The sequence below is a fragment of the Rhizobium jaguaris genome, from assembly GCF_003627755.1.
GTDB lineage: Bacteria > Pseudomonadota > Alphaproteobacteria > Rhizobiales > Rhizobiaceae > Rhizobium > Rhizobium jaguaris.
In genome coordinates, this window is record NZ_CP032694.1 from 2,132,456 (window position 1) to 2,152,616 (window position 20,161).

Annotated in this window: 16 protein-coding genes, 1 tRNA gene and 1 pseudogene; 7 read left to right on the forward strand and 11 right to left on the reverse strand. The window is 58.0% G+C overall.

Annotation, left to right across the window (positions count from 1 at the left end):
* Positions 1-70: 70 nt before the first annotated feature.
* From CCGE525_RS10460 to CCGE525_RS10470, 3 genes are all read right to left on the reverse strand, one after another.
* A complete protein-coding gene (locus CCGE525_RS10460; protein WP_120704186.1) occupies positions 71-1,249 on the reverse strand; it encodes a septal ring lytic transglycosylase RlpA family protein in 1,179 nt (392 codons plus the stop codon).
* A 249-nt stretch (positions 1,250-1,498) separates the two neighbouring features.
* A complete protein-coding gene (locus CCGE525_RS10465; RefSeq protein ID WP_120704187.1) occupies positions 1,499-2,371 on the reverse strand; it encodes a sigma-70 family RNA polymerase sigma factor in 873 nt (290 codons plus the stop codon).
* Complete coding sequence (locus CCGE525_RS10470) at positions 2,364-2,987, reverse strand: flavodoxin family protein (protein WP_120704188.1); 624 nt, start codon at positions 2,985-2,987, stop codon at positions 2,364-2,366. Before CCGE525_RS10470 ends, CCGE525_RS10465 begins: the two co-directional genes overlap by 8 nt.
* Before the next feature lie 224 nt (positions 2,988-3,211).
* Here CCGE525_RS10470 and CCGE525_RS10475 point away from each other — a divergent pair.
* Both CCGE525_RS10475 and CCGE525_RS10480 read left to right on the forward strand, forming a co-directional pair.
* Positions 3,212-3,660 (forward strand): annotated as a pseudogene (locus CCGE525_RS10475) (helix-turn-helix domain-containing protein); the annotation flags it as partial.
* Positions 3,661-3,865: 205 nt separating this feature from the next.
* Entirely contained in the window at positions 3,866-4,261 is a 396-nt protein-coding gene (locus tag CCGE525_RS10480; RefSeq protein WP_120704189.1) for a cupin domain-containing protein, read from the forward strand.
* Positions 4,262-4,326: 65 nt separating this feature from the next.
* Here the strand turns inward: CCGE525_RS10480 and CCGE525_RS10485 are convergent.
* A tRNA-Ser gene (locus CCGE525_RS10485) sits at positions 4,327-4,416 on the reverse strand.
* A gap of 123 nt (positions 4,417-4,539) precedes the next feature.
* Positions 4,540-4,794, reverse strand: coding sequence for a hypothetical protein (locus tag CCGE525_RS10490; protein WP_120704190.1), 255 nt, complete (start codon positions 4,792-4,794; stop codon positions 4,540-4,542).
* Between the two features lie 199 nt (positions 4,795-4,993).
* On the opposite strand from CCGE525_RS10490, the gene CCGE525_RS10495 reads away from it, so the two are divergent.
* Complete coding sequence (locus CCGE525_RS10495) at positions 4,994-5,590, forward strand: DNA-3-methyladenine glycosylase (protein ID WP_120704191.1); 597 nt, start codon at positions 4,994-4,996, stop codon at positions 5,588-5,590.
* Between the two features lie 119 nt (positions 5,591-5,709).
* On the opposite strand, the gene CCGE525_RS10500 is transcribed toward CCGE525_RS10495, so the two are convergent.
* From CCGE525_RS10500 to CCGE525_RS10520, 6 genes are all read right to left on the reverse strand, one after another.
* Positions 5,710-7,254, reverse strand: coding sequence for a DHA2 family efflux MFS transporter permease subunit (locus CCGE525_RS10500; protein WP_120704192.1), 1,545 nt, complete (start codon positions 7,252-7,254; stop codon positions 5,710-5,712).
* On the reverse strand, positions 7,247-8,485 hold the full coding sequence (locus tag CCGE525_RS10505) for an HlyD family secretion protein (RefSeq protein WP_120704193.1): 1,239 nt from the start codon (positions 8,483-8,485) through the stop codon (positions 7,247-7,249). Before CCGE525_RS10505 ends, CCGE525_RS10500 begins: the two co-directional genes overlap by 8 nt.
* Positions 8,478-8,942: a MarR family winged helix-turn-helix transcriptional regulator gene (locus tag CCGE525_RS10510; RefSeq protein WP_120704194.1), complete on the reverse strand. Its 465-nt coding sequence runs from the start codon at positions 8,940-8,942 to the stop codon at positions 8,478-8,480. Before CCGE525_RS10510 ends, CCGE525_RS10505 begins: the two co-directional genes overlap by 8 nt.
* 262 nt (positions 8,943-9,204) lie before the next feature.
* Entirely contained in the window at positions 9,205-10,428 is a 1,224-nt protein-coding gene (locus CCGE525_RS10515) for a glycosyltransferase (RefSeq protein WP_425375887.1), read from the reverse strand.
* Entirely contained in the window at positions 10,389-10,826 is a 438-nt protein-coding gene (locus CCGE525_RS39820; RefSeq protein ID WP_425375888.1) for a hypothetical protein, read from the reverse strand. The genes CCGE525_RS10515 and CCGE525_RS39820 overlap by 40 nt, the downstream gene beginning before the upstream one ends.
* A 602-nt stretch (positions 10,827-11,428) precedes the next feature.
* Positions 11,429-12,223, reverse strand: a complete 795-nt coding sequence (locus CCGE525_RS10520; protein WP_120704195.1) for a helix-turn-helix transcriptional regulator — start codon at positions 12,221-12,223, stop codon at positions 11,429-11,431.
* A 1,064-nt stretch (positions 12,224-13,287) separates the two neighbouring features.
* Between CCGE525_RS10520 and CCGE525_RS10525 the strand changes: the two genes are divergently transcribed.
* From CCGE525_RS10525 to CCGE525_RS10540, 4 genes are all read left to right on the forward strand, one after another.
* On the forward strand, positions 13,288-14,202 hold the full coding sequence (locus tag CCGE525_RS10525) for a fibrinogen-binding protein (protein ID WP_120704196.1): 915 nt from the start codon (positions 13,288-13,290) through the stop codon (positions 14,200-14,202).
* 154 nt (positions 14,203-14,356) lie between these two features.
* Entirely contained in the window at positions 14,357-16,396 is a 2,040-nt protein-coding gene (locus CCGE525_RS10530; protein ID WP_120704197.1) for a hypothetical protein, read from the forward strand.
* A gap of 26 nt (positions 16,397-16,422) precedes the next feature.
* Positions 16,423-18,783, forward strand: coding sequence for a type I secretion system permease/ATPase (locus tag CCGE525_RS10535; RefSeq protein WP_120704198.1), 2,361 nt, complete (start codon positions 16,423-16,425; stop codon positions 18,781-18,783).
* Between the two features lie 5 nt (positions 18,784-18,788).
* Positions 18,789-20,150, forward strand: a complete 1,362-nt coding sequence (locus CCGE525_RS10540; RefSeq protein ID WP_120704199.1) for an HlyD family type I secretion periplasmic adaptor subunit — start codon at positions 18,789-18,791, stop codon at positions 20,148-20,150.
* Positions 20,151-20,161 lie beyond the last annotated feature (11 nt).

A 20,161-nucleotide genomic window follows, 5' to 3' on the forward strand; every position in this document is an offset into this window, starting at 1 on the left:
CCGGCTCCGCAATCCCATCGACCCCCAAAATCATTTTAGTCAGAGGTGAAGATTCAGGCAATGACGCCGTTCAATCGACTTGCGCCTGACCTTGATGCTGACGGTGATAGGCGGAGAGGATCGACTCCTGTGTCAGCCCGTCATTACGCACCATGACAGCATCGAAAGCCAGATTGACATAAACCGTCTTGACGGGCGCTTCCTGATAGGCGGCAACCGTGGAGGCGAGCGACGGCGCATCGAGGCTCGCCATGCCGGGTGCAAAATCCGGGCGCTCATAGGGAATGGGGCCAATAGCAGGCAACACGACCAGCGTCGGCTCGACGGGATCGACCGACGGCATGGCGCCGCCGTTCCAGGTCATCGGCGGCGGATTGTTGCGCTTGGTGCCATTGTAGGACGCCGTCGGCGTTGAACCGGCAAAGGCGGTGGCCGAATAAGGCGATGGCTTCGGGATCGGCGCGAACGCTGGCGCGGTATTCGCGGTATTGTAGCTGCGCTGCTGGCGGCTCGGCCGGCCGATATTATCCGAATCAGGCAGTTGATCGGCGGTGATGCGGCCGTTCGAAGCGACCATCACGCCGGTTGCGATCTGGCCGCCAGGATTGATGCTCGGCAGCCGCGAGCCCTTCGGAATGTACGAAGCCATCAGATAGGGGTCGTCATGACCGTCCATACGGGCACGGCCGACATACTGCACGCGCACGTCGCCGGTGCCGCTGTTTTGAAGATCGAGCATCTGCGCCGTCTTGTTGGAAAGGTCGATGATGCGGCCGGGATGGTAAGGTCCGCGGTCGTTGACGCGCACGATGATGGAGGAGCCGTTTTCGACATTGGTGACGCGCGCATAGCTCGGCAGCGGAAACGTCGGATGCGCGGCGGTGAGCGCCTGCTGGTCATAGACCTCGCCGTTTGCGGTCAAACGTCCGTGAAAGGCCGAGCCGTACCAGGAGGCGATGCCCACCTTGTTATAGGAATAATCTTCCTTGGGATAATACCACTTGCCCTTGACCGCATAGGGATTGCCGACCATGAATCGGCCGCCGCCCTTCGGGATCGGTCCGTTGAAGGCAACCCGCGGGCTCGCCTTAACGCCGTATTCCTTTTCGGAGAAATATTCCTTGCCGTGCTGACGCTTCGTGGCAACCTGCTGCGAGGTTCCGCAGGCGGTAACAGTGGCGCACATCAGAGAGAGAGCAAACCAACGCATACCCGTTGCGTATGTCACCGCACGATTATCGAATTTCATCTGTCCCACGCCGTTAATCAAATTACTATGGCAGAGGCATGCACCGGCATATCCCTCACCCGGTACTCTGCTACGCTTCAATCACCTAACGGTACTTTAATCATGATTGCATGTTGTCGAATTTGCGATTGGATTTGAGCGGAAACGGATATTTCTGAAGATTATGGTTAATGAATGTTTAAAGTGCGGCTACTTCCATGATCGCTTTTGTGCTCGTTACGTTGCCGTGCCGACCGGCAAGCGCAGCCGTCAGCGAGGCATGGCGCCGATAATATGCTGGAGTTTATCGGGGTTGCGCGTGCAATAGATTGCAACGACCTTTTCTTGCTCGATGTGTAGCGCGGTCGTCTGGACAACGTCGCCGCCCTCTACCGTTACGAAACCTGGTAAGCCATCGATGACGGCATAGTGGATCAGCTGCGAAGGCTGCGCGCAGAAAACGCGCGCCAGCTGCTCATGAAGCAGCATGACGGCAGCGAGCCCGATATGTGGCCGCAGCGACGTCGGTACCTTGCCGCCGCCATCGGCATAGACAATGACATCCTCGGAAAGCAAGGCTCGAAGGGAGGCCATGTCTCCAGCTCTCGACGCCGTGAAGAAGGCGGTGGCAAGCTTGAGCCCCTGTTCCTTGCCGACGGCAAAGCGCGGCCGGGCCTCGGCGACATGTGCCCTCGCCCGGCTTGCAAGCTTGCGGCAAGCTGCAGCTTCGCGACCGATCGTCGAGGAGACGTCATCGAAATCCATGCCGAACACGTCGTGCAGAAGAAAGGCGGCACGCTCCAGAGGCGAAAGGCGCTCCAAGGCCAGCATCAAGGGCAAGGTTATATCATCGACCGCATCGCCGTCCTCTGGATCGAAGATCGGCTCGGGCAACCAGGAGCCCACATAGGACTCCCGGCGACGGCGCGCCGATTTTAGCTCGTTCAGGCAAAGTCTGGTGACGATGGTCCGAAGGAATGCCGCCGGTTCGCGAACGGAGGCAGGGTCGGTCCCGAGCCATCGCATCCAAGCATTTTGCACGATATCCTCCGCGTCCGCGACAGATCCGAGCATCCTGTAGGCAAGCCGGACGAGGTGCGGGCGCAGCTCGGCAAAGATCGGGTCGGAAGGCGTTTCAGTCATGGGCGACAAGAGCGTATTGGAGAGGTACGGCTTGGCGGCCACGAACGAACTGCAGCGTCGTCAGCGCCACACGCCGCCCGAGATAGCGCGCTGTGGCGAGATCGGACGCGGGCGGGGCGGTCTCCGGGCCCTCATCGGTGTTCGCCTGCGCGGCGGCGCCAAGCCAGAAACCGAGACGGTTCATGTCCTCTTCGGAGCCGGTTGAAGAGCAGTTCGCCGGCGGAAGATCGAGGCCGACCCAATGCATTCCGTGCTGTGCCGCAAAGATCATCATCTGAATCAATGTCGAAAGCTTGTCACCGGACCGTGACCCCGAGGTCGTGAAGCCGGCCGCGATTTTGTCCTTCCACAGATAGCCCCTGGCGAGAACCGCATTCGACGTTGCCTCCTGGAACGCTTTGAACGACGCGGAAACCGCGCCCATATAGGTCGGCGACCCGAAGATGATCGCTTGCGCCGCATTGAGATCATCCCAGTGGCGCTCCACCTTGTCCACGGTCAGCAGCACAGCCTCCACGCCATCGACCTCCTCAATCCCCGCCCTCACGGCTTCCGCCTGACGGCCCGTATGCCCATAGCCGCTATGATAGACGATTGCGATACGTTGGTGGATCATTGTCATCTCCTTCGAAAATGGTGTTGCGAAGGAGATGACAAGGTAGGGGTCGGGATTGTGACATGCCCAGACCATGTCGGATGGAAAAGATTGAGAAAGGATATTAGCGGGCCGGGAACCATGAAGATGGGCACCATGTCTTCCCCATAATCACTTAAGGCACGCCATAGCTTCATCCACCTACGCAGCCTCTTTTGAGCCGCGAAGCAGGCCAAGTTCCCATGCCTGCCGGGTGGCTGCGTGCGTTGGGCGACTCACGCATCGCTCCGGCCCTTCGATTGATGCATGGTGATCCCGGTCGTGCCAGGCATCTCGACGAACTTGCCAAGGCATGTGCCATGTCCCGAACGACGTTTGCTTTCCATTTCAGGACGTCGCTGGCGTCGCGCCGCAGACCTATCTCACCGAATGGCGCATGCGCCTTGCCGAACGTGCCTTGCGGGACGAGACCACCTCTGTGGCCGTTGTTGGCCAATCGCTCGGCTACACATCTGAGAGCGCTTTCAGTACTGCCTTCAAGCGCGTGACCGGCAATTCACCCAAAGCATACCGAAATGCCGTTCGAGTTTCCGGTTCGTATAGAAGCCAGAACAACGACATTCATTTGCGAGGGGCACATGACGCCAGCGGCATCGACAATCCGTTCGGCACGAGATTGCCACCCATGTCTTAAGTACAAACTGTTACCTATGTCTTCGATATGCACACAGAACTTGATGGCGGAGCGAGTGGGATTTGAACCTGCGATCCCCTTACAGGTACGCCGCATTTCGAGTGCGATGCATTCGACCACGCTGCCACCTGATATCAGTCTGATTGACATTTGCTGGCGTTGTGACACCGTTCCGCATGGTTGCTGACCCACCTTTTGAGGCGAAATGACAAAACGATCGCAAGCAGTTATCACCACAGCCGAGGAGCGCCCGCGCGACGGATGGGACGATCACGTTCACGGCGCCATATCCTGGCACACGCTTTTGAGCAGCGATATCACCCCCACCGACAGCACGAGCGCGGGCATCGCCGAACTTGACCCCGGCGGCGAGCTCAAGCCCCATCGACATGACCCGTCGGAAGTCTACTTCATCTTTGAGGGAACCGGCATCTTGCGGATTGACGGTCAGGAGACGACAGTCAAGGCTGGCACCGCAGTCTTCATCCCTGGCGATGCTGAACACGGCATCCGCAACGAATCATCAGCCAATCTGAAATTCTTCTACGTCTTCCCGACCGGTTCCTTCGCGGACGTCGTCTATCGCTTCCCGGAGAATTGAGAAACCTCGGGGCTTTTCTCATCAAGTCAGTGGCCTGAGAAATACGGCAACTAGGGCCGATAGAATGGCGGAAGAGGTGGGATTCGAACCCACGGTACGGTTTCCCGCACGCCGGTTTTCAAGACCGGTTCCTTAAACCACTCGGACACTCTTCCTGTCGCTGAAGCGCAATGCTTCAGTAAATGTGGTCGGCTGGCTTTACAGCTATTCGGGCCGGAGCGTCAACCGGCCTGATCGAACTCCACGTCCAACGAATTGGCACAGCCAGGTAATGGCGACTATGCCCTCGGCTCGCCGCCGGGCGCATAGTGAGATTTCTGCTTGAACGGGAAGACGCTGCCGCAGCGGCAGCGGATCATGTATTTCGCCGGATCGTTCGATTTGCGTTCGTCGGAAAAGCCCGCCGGCATTTCGTCCACGAGAAAACCGGGATTCTGACGGCGAGGATTGTCGTCCTCCGAAACCTCGGCAAAGCCGCTATTGCCACAACGAGAACATTCGAGCTTTCTTGAATATCGATCCCGAGCAGCCATTTTCTTCCAGTCCGAGTCTCACATTGTCCCTTCCCTATCAGAGAACTTTTCGTTTCTGAACCCGCATAAAGAAATGATACGAGATCGGTAGGGTGAAATCTCAGGCCGACTGTGACTTCGGGGAAAATGATGTCCGGAATGTAGCGACCTCATCTGAGCGATTCGACATCGAACATGCAAAAGGACACCGCCCTAGCCCATGACGCCTGATGACCAGCCCTTATCAATCGGCACGCCGCCCCTTATCGGCCCTGCCCTCACCGCCTTCTTTTCCCGCGATGCAGTTACTGTTGCGTCCGATCTCATCGGCACCCGCCTCACCGTCTCAGGGGCCGGCGGTCGCATCGTGGAGACGGAGGCCTATCGGCCCGACGACGAGGCATCCCATAGCTTTCGCGGACCGACGGCGCGCAATGCGGCGATGTTCGGGCCGGCAGGGCGTGTCTACATCTACCGGTCCTACGGCATTCACTGGTGCCTGAATTTCGTCTGCAAGGACGCCAGCGCCGTGCTCATCCGGGCACTGGAGCCGGAGAGCGGCATCGAGGACATGATCGGGCGGCGCGGCGTTGCCGACCGCGTCGATCTCTGCAATGGGCCGGGAAAGCTGACGCAGGCCCTAGGCGTGGATATCAGCCTGAATGGGCTTGCGCTGGATGCGGCACCCTTCGAGATTGCCCTGGCCGAGCCTGTGCAGGTGGTTGCCGGCAAGCGGATCGGGATAACGAAAAACGTCGAGCCGCTATGGCGCTTCGGCGCGGCCGGCTCGCGTTTCGCCAGCCGCAGGTTTCCTTAGGGCATAACGCAATTCCGGGCGGAAAACCGCAGCACTTTTCCTGGAATTGTTCAAAAAAACCGCCGGGGTGGTGCCCGGCGGTCATGCTACCGCGTAGTGAAACTGGAAAGGCTACGCGGTCACTCCATCGCGATGCTGTGGTCGACAGCCGGCGGCGCCTTGGGTTTGCGCAGCAGCACAAGCAGCGGCATGGCGCAGATCGACATCAGCATCAGCAGTTTGAAATCGTCCATGTAGGCAATGATGGTTGCCTGCGTGGTAATCATGCCGTCGAGCGCGGCGCGGCCTGCCAACGTGAGCGGGCTGACGGTCTGAGCGACCGTCGCGTCGAAGGCATGGTTGAACGGCGTGACATAGGCGGCGATCGTCGAGTGGTTGACCTGGGTGTTTTCGGTGATCAGCGCCGAGACGACGGAGATGCCGACGCTCGAGCCGATGTTGCGCGAAAGGTTGTAGAGGCCGGTTCCCTCACCGCGCATGTGCGCCGGCAGTGTCGCAAAGGCGATCGTCGTCAGCGGCACGAAGAGGAAGCCGAGGCCCGCCCCCTGGACGAAGCCGACCGAAACCAGCGTCCATTGCGAAACATCGGGCGTCCAGCCGGTCATGTCGTACATCGCCCAGGCGGTCAGGGCGAGCCCGATGAACAGCAGCCAGCGTGTGTCCACTTTCCCGATCAGCCGGCCGACCAAGAACATGCACACCATCGTGCCGACGCCGCGCGGGCCCATGACGATACCGGCGGTAACGACCGGATAGCCCATCAAAGTCTGCAGGTAGGGTGTCATCAGCGCCAGCGAGGCCAGATAGGTGACGCCGACGATGAAGATGAACAGCATGCTGACGGTGAAATTCTGGTCCAGAAACAATCTCGGATTCACGAAGGAACGTTCCGCCGTGAATGTATGGACCAGGAAGAGATAGAAGGCGGCGGCGCAAACCAAGGCCTCGATGATGATCTCTCCGGAGTAGAACCAGTCCAGTTGCTCGCCGCGGTCGAGGAAAAGCTGCAGCGCGGCAATGGCGATCGACAGCATGCCGAAGCCGAAGAGATCGAGCTTGGCGAGCGCATCCCGCTTGGTTTCCATCACATAGACAACGATGCCGGCGAAGGCGAGCGCGCCGATCGGCACGTTGATGTAGAACACCCATCGCCAGGTCATGTTGTCCGTCAGCCAGCCGCCGATGACCGGTCCGAGCACCGGACCGACCATGACCGAGACGCCGAACAGCGCCATAGCCTTGCCCCGCTCCTCGACATTGTAGATATCAAGAAGAATGCCTTGCGACAGCGGCACGAGCGCTGCGCCGAACAAGCCCTGCAGCAGACGGAACCCGACGATCTGGTTCAACGACTGCGCTAGGCCGCACAGCACGGAGGCGGCGACGAAGCCCGCGATCGCAACCAGCAGCACGCGCTTGCGGCCGAACTTGGCCGACAGAAAGCCCGACGGCGGCGTCATGATCGCAGCAGCGACGATATAGGATGTCAGAACCCAGTTGATCTGGTCGGCACTGGCTGAAACGTCGCCCTGAATATGGGGCAGAGCGACGTTGGCGATGGTTGTGTCCAGCGCCTGCATGATAACGGCCAGGATGACGCAGGCGGTGATAGCACCGCGGTTGGCGATCGGGCCTGTGGATGAAGCTGCGGCAGCGTTACTCATTGTCCTGACCGTGGGATTTACCCAGCAGACCTGCGACGGCATCGGGCAGACCGCGGGCGTGACCGGTATCGACATCGGCGACGACACTCATGCCCATGCGCAGCGGCGGCTTGCCGTTCATGTCGTCGATGCTGATCTTCATCGGAATGCGCTGCACGACCTTCACCCAGTTACCCGTGGTGTTCTGCGCCGGCAGCAGCGAGAAGCTGGCGCCTGAGGCCGGCGCGATGCTCGAGACCGTTCCCTTCCAAGTCACGCCGGGATAGGCATCGACGGAGATCGAAATCTTCTGGCCAGGGCGGACATAGGTCAGCTCGGTTTCTTTCGGGCTGGCGCTGATCCACATATTGGTGGTGGAAACCAGCGAGAAACCCTGTTGCGCGGCGCTCAGATAGGCACCGACCTGTAGCGAAGGCACGTTGGCGGTAATGCCGTCGAACGGTGCGCGCACGATCGTATCGTCAAGTTCGCGCTGTGCATTGTCGACGGCTGCCTTGGCCTGCAAATAAAGCGGATTCTGCTCGACCGGCTGGTCGGCATCGCCGCCGAGCTGGGCGAGTGTCGTTGCCGCCTGCGCCTGCGCGACGGCGACCTTCTGCTGAGCTGCTTCGAGATTGTGTTTGGCCTGATCATAGGCAGCCTTGGAGGCGACCGAGCTGTTGATCAGGTTTTGCTGACGGTCATATTCGGTCTGGTAATAGGGAATATCCGCCTGCGCCTGCTCGATTTCGGCGAGCGCCTGCTTATAGCTCGCCTGCAGGTTCAGGATTTGGTTGCGGGCGGCGCCGAGCTGTGCCTGCGCGCCTTCCAGCGCAATGCGGAACGAATCGGGCTTCAGGCGGAAGAGCACCTGCCCTTTCTTCACCACCTCGTTGTCATGCACATCGACCGAAATCACCGTGCCGGAAACATCGGTCGAAACGCCGACCATATCGGCCTGAATATAAGCATTGTCCGTGGACATGATCTGCCCGCCGGTGACGTAATAATAACCGCCTATGACGAGGGCGACCGGCAGCAGCGCGAAGAGGACCGGCCGCGTCGGGCTGCGGCGCTTGCGCGGTTTCTCGTGCGTTGCCACCGGAGCGGCGGCACCGGCCGCGGCGGGCGCAGGCGCAGGGTTGGAAGACGGTGCTTCTGCAACTGCGCCTTGGTTCTGTTCGATTGTGGTCTGTTCGTCGGCGGAATTTGCGTTTGCAGGTACGCGAAGCGAAGAGGATGCGTCAGCCATGATTTGTCTCTTTGTCGGCCACCGTCGCGCGGCAGGCCTGGACCAGGTTCGTTTTCATAAGGGTAAGCAACTGATAAAGGCGCTCGTGATCTTCGGAAGAGACCCCATTCAACGCCTCCTTGCGGGTTTGGTCGCCTATGCTGCGCATGGTGTCGAGCAAAGGCCGAGCCTCCTCGCGCATATAAAGTAGCCAGCTTCGGCGATCGCTCGGATGCTGACGACGCTCGACCAGGCCGCGTTCGGCCAGCTTGTCGAGGATGCGCACCAGCGTGATCGGCTCGATTTCCAAGATTTCGGCAAGGCCCGCCTGATGGATCCCCTCATTGTTCGAGAGATAGGCGAGCGTTTGCCACTGCGAACGCGTCAACCCCATATCTTTGGCGCGCTGCTCGAACCGCTTCCGAAGAAGCCGGGCAACGTCATGCAGGAGAAAGCCAAGGGTCGGTGTCGCGTTCATGATATAAGAAGCCTGCTATTCATAAGCAACCTTATAATACCGTCACGTATAGTAAGTGAGCATGCGATACAAGAGGCCAAAGGACGATCTTGTGCGGATCGTCAAAAATGTCGCAGGGGTGTCGCAAAGATGTCGCAGTGGCGTGGGGATGTGCGGGAGGTGGCCGGACGCGGGCTTGAAGGTGGAGATCACCCTATAAACCGGACAAGCTCTGAATTCACAGACCAGCGACCGTTATGTGTTCAGGTGAACGCACGGAGCGCTAACGGGAAAGTGTGTTTTCCATCGCATGCCGGATGGTGATCAGCACGATCAGCGCCACGTAGATCACCGCGTTGATCGCTGCGAAGATAAAGAGGCCTTGAGCAGCTTTCCGATCCACGGCGAAGGCCATTGCCAGCGCGGAGGCAAGGCTGAGCACGATATAAGGCGCAACGACGCGTAGCGGCAGCGCTCGTGTCACCGTCTCCGTCTGCGTCACGCGGAAATCGCTTGGAGAATGCTTGACATGATCACGAATCGCAGCTGCGGAGCCCATCAACGACCAGGGCCAGCGCAGCAGCAGAAGCGCTATGTTCTCCCAGCTCACGATCTTGGCGTTGGCGGGCCGGAATGTACCGGTCGCGCGCCAGACAAAGGCCAATGCGATCAACGCGCCGACGATCGGCAGGAAATGCAGCAGGAAGGCGGGATAGGCGACATCGACAAAACTATGGCCTGTCAGGAGCGTTATGATCGGCAGCGTGAAGATGGCAGCCAGGCTTAAAGAGAATAGCGGATACCAAAGCTGAGAGAACAGAAACTGGAATTTCAACCATCCGGGCAGTTTCTGCAGATCGGTCCGTGAATATTGCAGCAGGGCCGTCGCTTGGCTGCGTGACCGGTCGAATTCCTGTGCCATGGCCCCGGCGAAAGTCGCCGGACCGTCGCCATGGGTGATCGCATCCAGTGCATGCACACCGCGCCAGCCGCCGGCATTCATCGCAAGTGATGTCGAATGATCGTCAGCTAGCTCGGGCCCGGGCCCACCAGTCTCTTTCAAAGCCGCGGTGCGCACGGCGCAATGCGTGCCGATGCAGAGCGGTGCCCAGCCATTGTTATAGCCGGCCTGTAGCAAGCCTCGAACGCCGGCTTCGGCATAAAGCTTGCCCCTTGCCGCCCAGCTCGACACGGCATTGGCGTCAGGGATGCCCGGCGCCGAGACATAACCGATACTGGGATCCCGGAATGGTCGAATCATTTCGCGCAGATACGTTTTGTCCGGCACCTGGCCAGCATCGAGTTGCACGACGAAATCATATCGCTTGTAGCCGAAGCGATCGTAGAAAGACGTGAGAATGGCCTCCCTGCAAGGCGATGGAGCCTCGACGCCTTTGGACGCCGTGGAGGTGAAGACGCCATGCTCCATGCACCATTTCATCATTTCCAGATCGGGATTCTCGTCGGTCAACCAGACATCGAAGTCGCAGCCGATCTGATCGAGCACCGCCCGCAATGTCGCCTGCACAACGGGAAGGGGTCATGAGATCCTCTGGTGACGACCACAGCGATGCGCCCTGAAGGCAAAGGCCCACCACCCCGCGGCATCCGTCGCGCATCATGGATGATGAAGATGAAATAGGCCGGCAGACCGGTGATCCAGGCCAGGAGCAGCGTCACCAGCAGATAGGATGGCCAGCCGATGACGTGATCGCCGCGGAGCCACCAAAGCCAGAAGAAGGTCATGGCCGCGGTCCAGAGGGCTATACCGCTCAGATTGGCGAAGCGCGCCCTGCCCTCGAATACCCGCTCCGTTGCCGGACCAATATCGGTTGGTTTGACGGACGGCTGACGCATGGCGCTGATGCCGATTGCAGCAGCCTTGGCGGCGCGGGTCTTGCTCATGGCGTCACCTCCAGACCAAATGAGAGTGTGGTGGTGCTCCACCGCTGACAAAAGCCACTTCAGTGACGCGGAGGGACGGATGGCAACCCTTTCGAGGAGTAGGGATCGCCATCCACGGGAATAAATTTACGCACAACACCTCCCCTGCCCTTACTCAACTAACGGTTCTTATGGAGCCGCCTGCTGTACTGAAAATACATTGATTGAGAAGAGTAACGTAAATTTATTTGCAGTAATAATTCGTGTAAAACTCCAATTTTTCTCAATATCGAATCGGGTATTAACTTGGTTTATGAGCTGATGATAAAACGACTTTACGCTACGTCAACGGAAATTTGATGAATGATTAGGCAAAGTATACTAAATAGCTATTTCTCAGGCGATGTATTGGCCTTTTAGTGCAGGGAATGTAGTCCACTTTCATGAGCGGCCTGCGTGGCAGGGTTAACGCAAATGCGGCGGAGATAGCGCGGCAGGCAATCGCCCTCGGTCAGATCTCCGGCGATGCGGTGCGGCAAGATATCCGGCCCGAACCGGACAAACAGAAAACGGCCGCCCACGATGTCGCGAACGGCCGTCCCCTCTCAATTCCTATATGTGGATCAGTTTCGCCAACGACGTGACGGATCGCGATCCAGCCCGTTGTCCGAGTTGAAGAAGCGTGAGGCCGCTTCCGTTCGATTGCGGACATTCATTTTTTTGTAGATGTTGCGGACGTGAACTTTGACCGTATTCTCGGACAGGCTGAGCTGGTCCGCTATGATCTTGTTCTGTGTCCCCTTGCAAATGAGATCCAATATTTGGACCTCGCGCGTGGTCAGCGCCTGCAGGCTGCCGCTGCGCATGGCGATAGTGTCCTCATAGGGTCTATGGCCGTTCGCAAAACGTGTCTGTGCCTGATAGAGCGGCTGGCTGACATGTGGCCCGTCCCCAGAGAGCCGGCGCAGCAGCGCCGAGGGGAAGTGTTCGCCACCTTTCATCAGCAGGTCGATCGCTGCCATGAACACGTCGAGGCGCAGATTGAGCGGCAGAACGCCGTGAATATTTCGCCCCTCGACAAGTCTGGCGACGTATGGATCGTGCAGATCGATAGTCTCGACGACCAGCCCGATCGATATTCCGGGCGAGTTTGCCCTTATTGCATGTAGAGTATCCTGCATTACCTCGGATTGAAGATGGTAAAGCAGGATCAGCTTGACGCCCTCCAGAACCTTGCCCTGAAGCGCCTTCGAGTCAGAAATGCTAACGATGTCATATGCCGCAAACCTGGTACCCAAAGTCTGCACCAGGCATTCGGAAAAGAGATCGGCATCCGCCAGTACGACGATAGTCTCTCTCAGGTTTATGATATTATGATTGTCCTCAGCATCCCCTGTTCTTACGCTTGCGATGTACATTTGTGCATCCCCCAAAGCTCGCAGCCATGTCTTGTTAACCCGCTTTTTGCCGGAATGTTTTTTATGAGCACCGTGCCCTGATAGGACTGTTTATGCAGTCTTCTTATGCAGTCTTCTTTATTAGAGTAAGACTATATTAATCCATGCGATTGTAATTGGAAATTGCCCAAAGGGGTTAGTTTTGCGGCAAAAGCGTTAAAAATTGTCACGAATGTGGGAATTTGGCTAAATTGGGTGCCGTCTTAGTGCTTAGATTTGCACATTTTCGGACATTTCTGTTTACTTGGCCAACCCAGGGTGGTTTTCGTCTACAACTAGGTCGCGGCCCAACCCGTCCGAACTCAGGCATTTTGTCGATAGACGACTCTACAAACTCAAGACTGGCCTAAAGCATAGTAAGCGTCGATATACTTTTTATTACATTTTGAAATTTCATGAACATGATCCATTTTTGCAACGGTTTTGGACTTAGTTAGAATTGTAAAATATTACTTAAGTGCATCGCGACAATTCGTGGCCGCTTAAGTCGGACGGATTAAGACTGCACGAGCGGGCGATACGCTGCGTGATACGGACAGGGCAACAGCTGGCTCATAAAATCCGGAAAAATCGAGTGACAACAGTGGTTTAAGTCCTGTGTACTCATTCGATGAAATCCCATTTATGGAGCCGAAACAGAGCGGTAGCCCGAATTGGTATCTATGAGCTCGTGCCGTTTTCAATCAAAATCCCACTGTTCCGCACCAACCGCGGAATTTTGGGGCAACGGCAATCCGGTCTTTAGTTTCGCGTTCCCGGTCAACCTCCTCCCCCCAAATTCTTAGAGACAGTCGAGAGCAGAAGGCGCTGACGCTCAAACTGAGCGCCGGGGCGGATTTGCGCATTTTGTTTCGCGTAGCCGCAAATCCCAATGGGCCAGGTCTGAACCAACAGGCCGGTTTTGACGGTAGACATGTAATGCGTAGACCTGCCGCAACGTTAACAGAGTTGGGGCCGTCGCGAGCAGATCCCATTTAGATGAGAGGGACTTCCGGGACGGCCTCCTCATTTGGAGGAAAAGGAAGATGTCTCCTGATTTAGGTATCGCCAACGTCAGCGCCGATGAGGCTGGCGCATTGGCGGATGGTTTTGCGACCAGTGCCGTCAATTCGACGCAAGTCGATGACGGTTCGACTGGTCTTGTCGGCGTCGCCAATACCAACAACAGCAACAATACCAATACCACCGATACCAGCCTCGACGTCAAAAACAACGGTGACAATCGCGACAATACCAATAACGGCGACAATCGCGATAACAGCTATGATCAGAACCACGACAACACCGCAATCACCAAGACCGACACCGAAGCCAACAACAACGGTGACAACCGCGACAACAGCTACGATTACAAGGCGATCACCAAGACCGACACCGCCATACACACCGAAGCTAACAACAACGGTGACAACCGCGACAATTACTCTTACAGCGACTCCAGCACTCATTCCAATTCTAACTACGATTTTGGAACGATCAAGGATGTCCATGATGTCGGCAATCTCGGCGTCGCCGGCCATGATCTGAACTTCAATCTGGGAGATGATTACTCCTTCAATCTCAATATCGATGGTGTGCTCAACAATGCGCTGGGCGGCGGCGGAGGCAATGATACCGGCTTCAGTCTGGTTCAAGCCAACAATCTCGCTAATCAGGATCAGGCCTATGGTGTGCAGATGCAAAACCAAGGTGCCAGCCTCGACCTGACCGCCGAAGGTGGTCATTCCCATGCCGATGGCCTCGCTCTCGATCCCACCTTCAATTGGAGCGGAGTGCCGAGCGTGGGCCACGACATGACCGGGACGGCGACAGCGGATTCTACCGCCATCATCTCCAATTCCGGCTTCCATCAGGAAGTGGTCCAAGGCGCCAATATGCTGACCAACACTGCTGATATCACCGTTGGCGGCGATCACCACGTCACCTCCGACCACTCCTGATTTCGAAGCGAGAGCCGCGCATTTTGTGCACCGGCCCGAGGACCGGCCGGTGCACATGCCGTGGCTTGAACCTGGACTTCCCTGAAATGAGAGCCGTCCGCGACGGCATCGATCCAGATGGGCCAGGTGTTTCGGAAAAGTGGGGGGTCGCATCATGCATGTAGAAAAAATATCGGAGATCATCGCCCACTTCATCGGGCTCTTCGACACGCAGATCGAGGATTTGCGTCTACGGCTGACCTATAGCGATGCGACATTGCCGGAGGACAGATCGGAGGAACAGCCAGAGCCGGCCGCAGCAAAGGACGACTTCTCTTCCGAGCTGACGACGGTCGACTACGCGCCCGAGGTGAAATACATCGCATCGCCCTATGAGTTCCGCTACGGCTATGCACGTCTGCACGACGATGCCCATCAAGTGCGCATAACCGATCGCGAAGGTCACGCTCCGGCGGCGATTGCCGTCATCCACGGCCCCTCCGCCATCGAGTTCCAGCCCGCGGCTCTGCCGGGTAAACTCGACTTTCAAATAGGCCCAGGCCCAGGTTCGGAGACCGCCCATCTGGTGCAGGCCAATGTCTTGCGCGACGACGATGTGCTCGACATGACGAATTCTTCCCATCACATCGGTCGCGATCTCTCCGACGTCTACGACTGGCTCGGGCAAGCGACCGTGAAAGCCGAGGAGCTCTCACCGTTTTCCTCCCTGCGGCAGCCGGAGAGCACCGAGGGCGTGATAAAGATCAGCGACGAGCTGCACACATTTGCCAAAACCATCGAGGAAAACGGCGGCGCCGATGTTCAATCCCCCGACGGCAGCCATTACTTTGCGATTGCCGGCAATCAGCTTGACGGCATCTTCATCAACGGTGTGCAGGTCAACAGCGTCCCAAATCTCGAAGACTCCATGCCCACTCGTGGCCTCGCCGCGCAAAAGCCGGTCGAGGCGATGGATGGACCCGTTCATCAGACGGGATCGGGTCCGAACTCTCTCAATGTCGAGGCCGGTGGCAATGTCGTCGCAAACCTCGTCAACATCATCGATACGAATGTCATTTCACACGTCATGGCCGTCATGGGCGATTATCATTCGATCAATGCGATTTCACAGAGCTATATTTACAGCGACAACGACAAAGTCGATTGCATCCCGGGCAGTAATGACCAGTCCTCGCAGAGCGCCTTGACGATCGCCAAGAACATCGCCGGTTTCGAACAAAGCCAGCTTCAGGCGACGTCGACACCCGATCATCACACCGACGACGCCAATTCGGTTTTCCCGAGCTTCTGGCACGTCAGCGTCATCCAGGGCGACGTCTCGTTCCTACACTGGACCGAGCAATATAATTTCCTCTCGGACAATGACACCATGCGGGTGACGACCACTGGTGCCGAGACGTCGGTGCTGACCGGCGGCAATACATTGGTCAACCTCGCCTCCTATGTTGGTCTCGGCACGCAATACGATCTGATGATCGTGGGCGGCCACGCGTTCAACATCAATTCGATCAGCCAGATTTCGGTGCTCTATGGCAATGACGTCGTAACGGGCACTCAACCCGGCGACCATGTTCAGACCGGCGGCAACCTGCTCTGGAATCTCGCCTCGATCAATCATGTCGGGCTGTCCGATCGTTTCGCTTCGATGCCCGATTTCGTCAACGACACGGTCAAGAATATCCAGGATCACATCAATGAGATACCGGACGGGCTTGCCCATGACCCGAACTTCGCCGGTCAACAGGCGCTGAATGTTCTTTACGTCGCCGGCAACTTCTTCGACGTCAACGTCATCAAGCAGATCAACATCGTCGGTGCCGGCGACATCGTGCATAAGGTTGCAAGTGACGTGGTGGCGAACAACCAGAATGCCACGGTCTCCATCGACACCGGCAGTAACGCCTTGGTCAATATCGCAAATATTACCGACTATACCGGCGCCGGCCATACGACCTATCTCGCCGGCAATCTTTATTCCGATACCGTCCTCATCCAAGGCGGGCTGGTCGATCATGGCCAGACTGATGCGAACCAGCAAAGTCACCCGTTGGCCAACGAAGCGATCGCCTTTCTGGACAATCACGATCAGCAAACCACGCAGACGCAAACTACGCATGATGGAACCATTGATCTCGGCCACGACATGTCTTGGCACAACGGCACCGTTGGCGACGTTATGCAGACTGTTACGTAGCCGGAGACAGTTGAAGGGTGCTTTCGATGAATCAGATTTCAAAGCTGAGCCTGGCGGAAGGCCGGTCATTGCACCTGAAATCGTTGGATTCTGGCGAAGACGAACAGGCGGTCGCGCGCAACACTGCGTCCTACATGGCAACCATCGAGGATGCCGTGGAGAGCCTGAAGCGGCTGCGGCGCGAGCCCAAGACGGTGGCGGCACAAGCTTTTCCTGCCCATCCGCCGAAATTGGATACGCCATCTGTAAGCACGGTGGAATCCGTAGGCACGCTGGACAAGACGACCGCCCCCGCAGAGATTTCTTTGGTGACGGAGGCCGACGGCGGCCCTGCCGCATCTGTGACCGACCTCGATATGCGGCGGGTGTCGCTCGCTTCGGACATCGATCCGATCCCTGTGATTGATCCAGCGCCAGAGGCGGCTCCCGCGACCGAAGCGCCGGAAGCCGAAATTCCGAAGCCCGAGGCACCCAAGCTTGAAATACCCAAGATTGAAGTGAAGGTGAGCCACCCTCAGCCGCTACCCCGGACGATCGACAACGATCCCGGTCCGGTTCGTGAGAACGAGCGTCGGCCTGCCGGCGGCCATGGTGGCGATGGTGAAAGCGGCAAAGGAAGCGGCGGAGGAGGCAACGACGGCAGCGTCTTCCATAAACGCGTCCCCCAGCCGATCAATTTCGCCGCCAGCCTGCACAAGGGCATTTCCGTCGTTCAGCACAACTTGTTGATTGTGATGATCTTCACCTTGGCCATCAATGTTCTGGTGCTGGCAATCCCGATCTACCTCTTCCAGATTTCCGATCGGGTGCTGACCAGCCGCTCGATCGATACTCTGGTCATGCTGACCATCGCCGTCGTCGGTGCCATTCTCCTGCAGGTCATCCTGGACTCCGTGCGCCGCTTCATCCTGATGCGCACGGCCGTCGAACTGGAAGTGCAGCTCGGCGCGCCGATCCTGAGCGCGGCCGCCCGCGCATCGTTGAACGGCAACGGTCGGGACTACCAGACGCTCGCCGATCTGCAGCAGCTCCGGTCCTTCTTGACCTCGGGCACGCTGCTCGCCTTCCTCGATGCCCCGTTGATGCCGCTCTTCGTCGTCGTCGTCTATCTCGTGCATCCACATCTCGGCATGATCGTCATGACGTGCTGCGCCGTCCTGTTCGGTATCGCCTATCTCAATCAGAAGATGACGGCGAAACAATTTGCCGAGGCCAATGCCTTCGTCAGCCGCGCCAACTTCCATCTCGATTCCATGGCGCGTAACTCGCAGATCATCAATGCGTTGGCGATGATCCCCGAAGCTGTGAAGATGTGGGGCCGCGAGACGGCTGGATCGCTGAAGTCGCAGGTGGCCGCCCAGGACCGCAATATCGTCTTTTCCGGTCTCACCAAGGCTTGCCGTTTGATCACCCAGGTCACTCTGCTCGGCTGGGGCGCGCATCTGTCGCTCTCCGGCCAGTTGACGGGCGGCATGGTGATTGCCGCTTCCATCATCTCCGGCCGAGCACTGGCGCCTGTGGAAGGCGCGATCGAGGGTTGGAACCAGTTCAATCATTCCCGGGCCGCCTATGGCCGCATCAAGCAGCTACTGTTGAATTCGCCGCTGAATTTCCCGCGGCTGCGCCTGCCCAATCCCGAAGGGCGGCTCGATGTGGAGCGTATTCTGTTTGTCCCGCCGCCGCAGAAGCGCGTGATTTTGAACGGTATTTCCTTTTCGTTGAAGAAGGGGGAATCGCTCGCCGTCATCGGCAATTCCGGTTCCGGCAAGACGACGCTCGGCAAAATGCTGGTGGGTTCGATCCTGCCGACCTCCGGAAATGTCCGGCTCGATCTCATGGATCTGCGCAATTGGGACCAGCGCCAGTTCGGCGAAAGCATCGGTTACCTGCCACAGGACGTGCAGCTCTTTCCAGGCACGATCAAGGCCAATATCGGCCGCATGCGCGATGACGTCGAAGACCGGCTGATCTACGAGGCGGCCGTTCTTGCCGATGTGCACGAACTGATCGCCACTTTTCCGCAGGGTTATGAGACGGTGGTCGCCGCTGACGGTGCGCCGCTTTCGGGCGGCCAGAAGCAGCGCATAGCGCTTGCCCGCGCTTTCTTCGGCAATCCGAAGTTTGTTGTTCTCGATGAGCCGAATTCCAATCTCGACACTGCCGGCGAGGCAGCCCTTGCCCGCGCGCTCATCCACGCCAAGAAGGAGGGTATCACCACTGTGACGATCACCCAGCGCCCTGCCCTGCTACAATGCGTCGACAAGATCCTGGTTCTGAAGGATGGGTCAGTGGCGCTGTTCGGCGAGCGTACCGAGGTGCTGAGAACGCTGAGTGGCAAGTCGAACAACGAGATCGGCAATCGGCCGGCGGCAAGGATCGAAGGGTGAGCGCCATGTTCGGGACAAACAAGGGCAAAAAGAAAGAAGACAATGAAACCGGGCAGATCGAATGGTACAGCGAGGTGCCGCGATCAATCAGGCTTTATAGCGTCTCGGGTTTCGCAATCCTGTTCGCCTCTTTCGGCGGTTTCGGCTACTGGGCCGCGACCGCGCCGATCGCCTCGGCCGTCATTGCCCAAGGCAGTTTCGTCGCAACCGGCAACAACAAGATCATCCAGCATCTCGAGGGCGGCATCATCAAGGAGCTGATGGTGAGCGAAGGACAGGTCGTGCAAGAGGGGGATGTCCTGCTCACGCTTGATCCGACGGCAGCTCTTGCCAATGATCGGGCGCTAAAGCTGAGACGGCTGAGGCTGGAAACGGTGGTTGCCCGATTGAGAGCCGAGGCCGAGGGCAACGAGGAATTTAAGGTCCCTGATATCGTTACGGCGGAGGCCGACGATCCCGATGTGACCTCCCTGATACAGAGCCAGGTTGTCGTCTTTCACAGCAAACAATCCAAACTGCAGGAACAGCTCAACCTTATTGAAAAGAACATCCGTTCGCTCGAATTTCGCACGCAGGGATATCAGGGCCAGCGGCAGTCCTTCGTGACGCAGCTCGGCCTTTTGACCGACGAACAGGATTCGAAAGAGAAGCTTGCGAAAGAGGGCGTCGTCAGACGTACCGACCTTTTGGCCGTACAGCGCGCAGTCGCAGACGCGATGGGCGAGCTTGCCCGCATCGACGCAGAGCTGAACGAGAATGAAGCCCAGGTGGCCAAATACCGCCAGGAATCGATCATTGCCATCAATACCAACAAGCAGGCTGCGCTCGATGCATTGGAAACGGCCGAATCCGATCTGGACAGCGTGCGCGAGCAGGTGCGCGAGGCCGCGGGCGTGCTTGATCGTACCGTCATCCGCTCACCGGTGAGCGGCACGGTCATCCGCTCCTACTATCATACCGCCGGCGGTGTCATCACGACGGGCAAGCCGATCATGGAGATATTGCCGAACAACGTACCGTTGATCATCGAGGCGCAGGTCCTGCGTACCTCGATCGACCAGTTGCGTGAAGGCGAATCCGCCTCCGTCCGCTTGTCGTCTCTCAACCGGCGCACGACGCCGGTTCTGAACGGCAAGGTATTCTACGTTTCGGCCGATTCGATAGAGGACAATTCCGGTTCGACGCAGCGCGATGTCTATGTTGTTCGCGTCCAGATCCCGAGTGAGGAGATCAAACGCATTCCGGGCTTCAAGCCCGTACCCGGCATGCCCGCGGATGTTTTGATACAGACTTCCGAACGCACCTTTTTCGAATATCTCTCCAAGCCGGTGGTCGACAGCATGTCGCGCGCCTTCAGGGAGCGGTGAGTGAGTTTGTA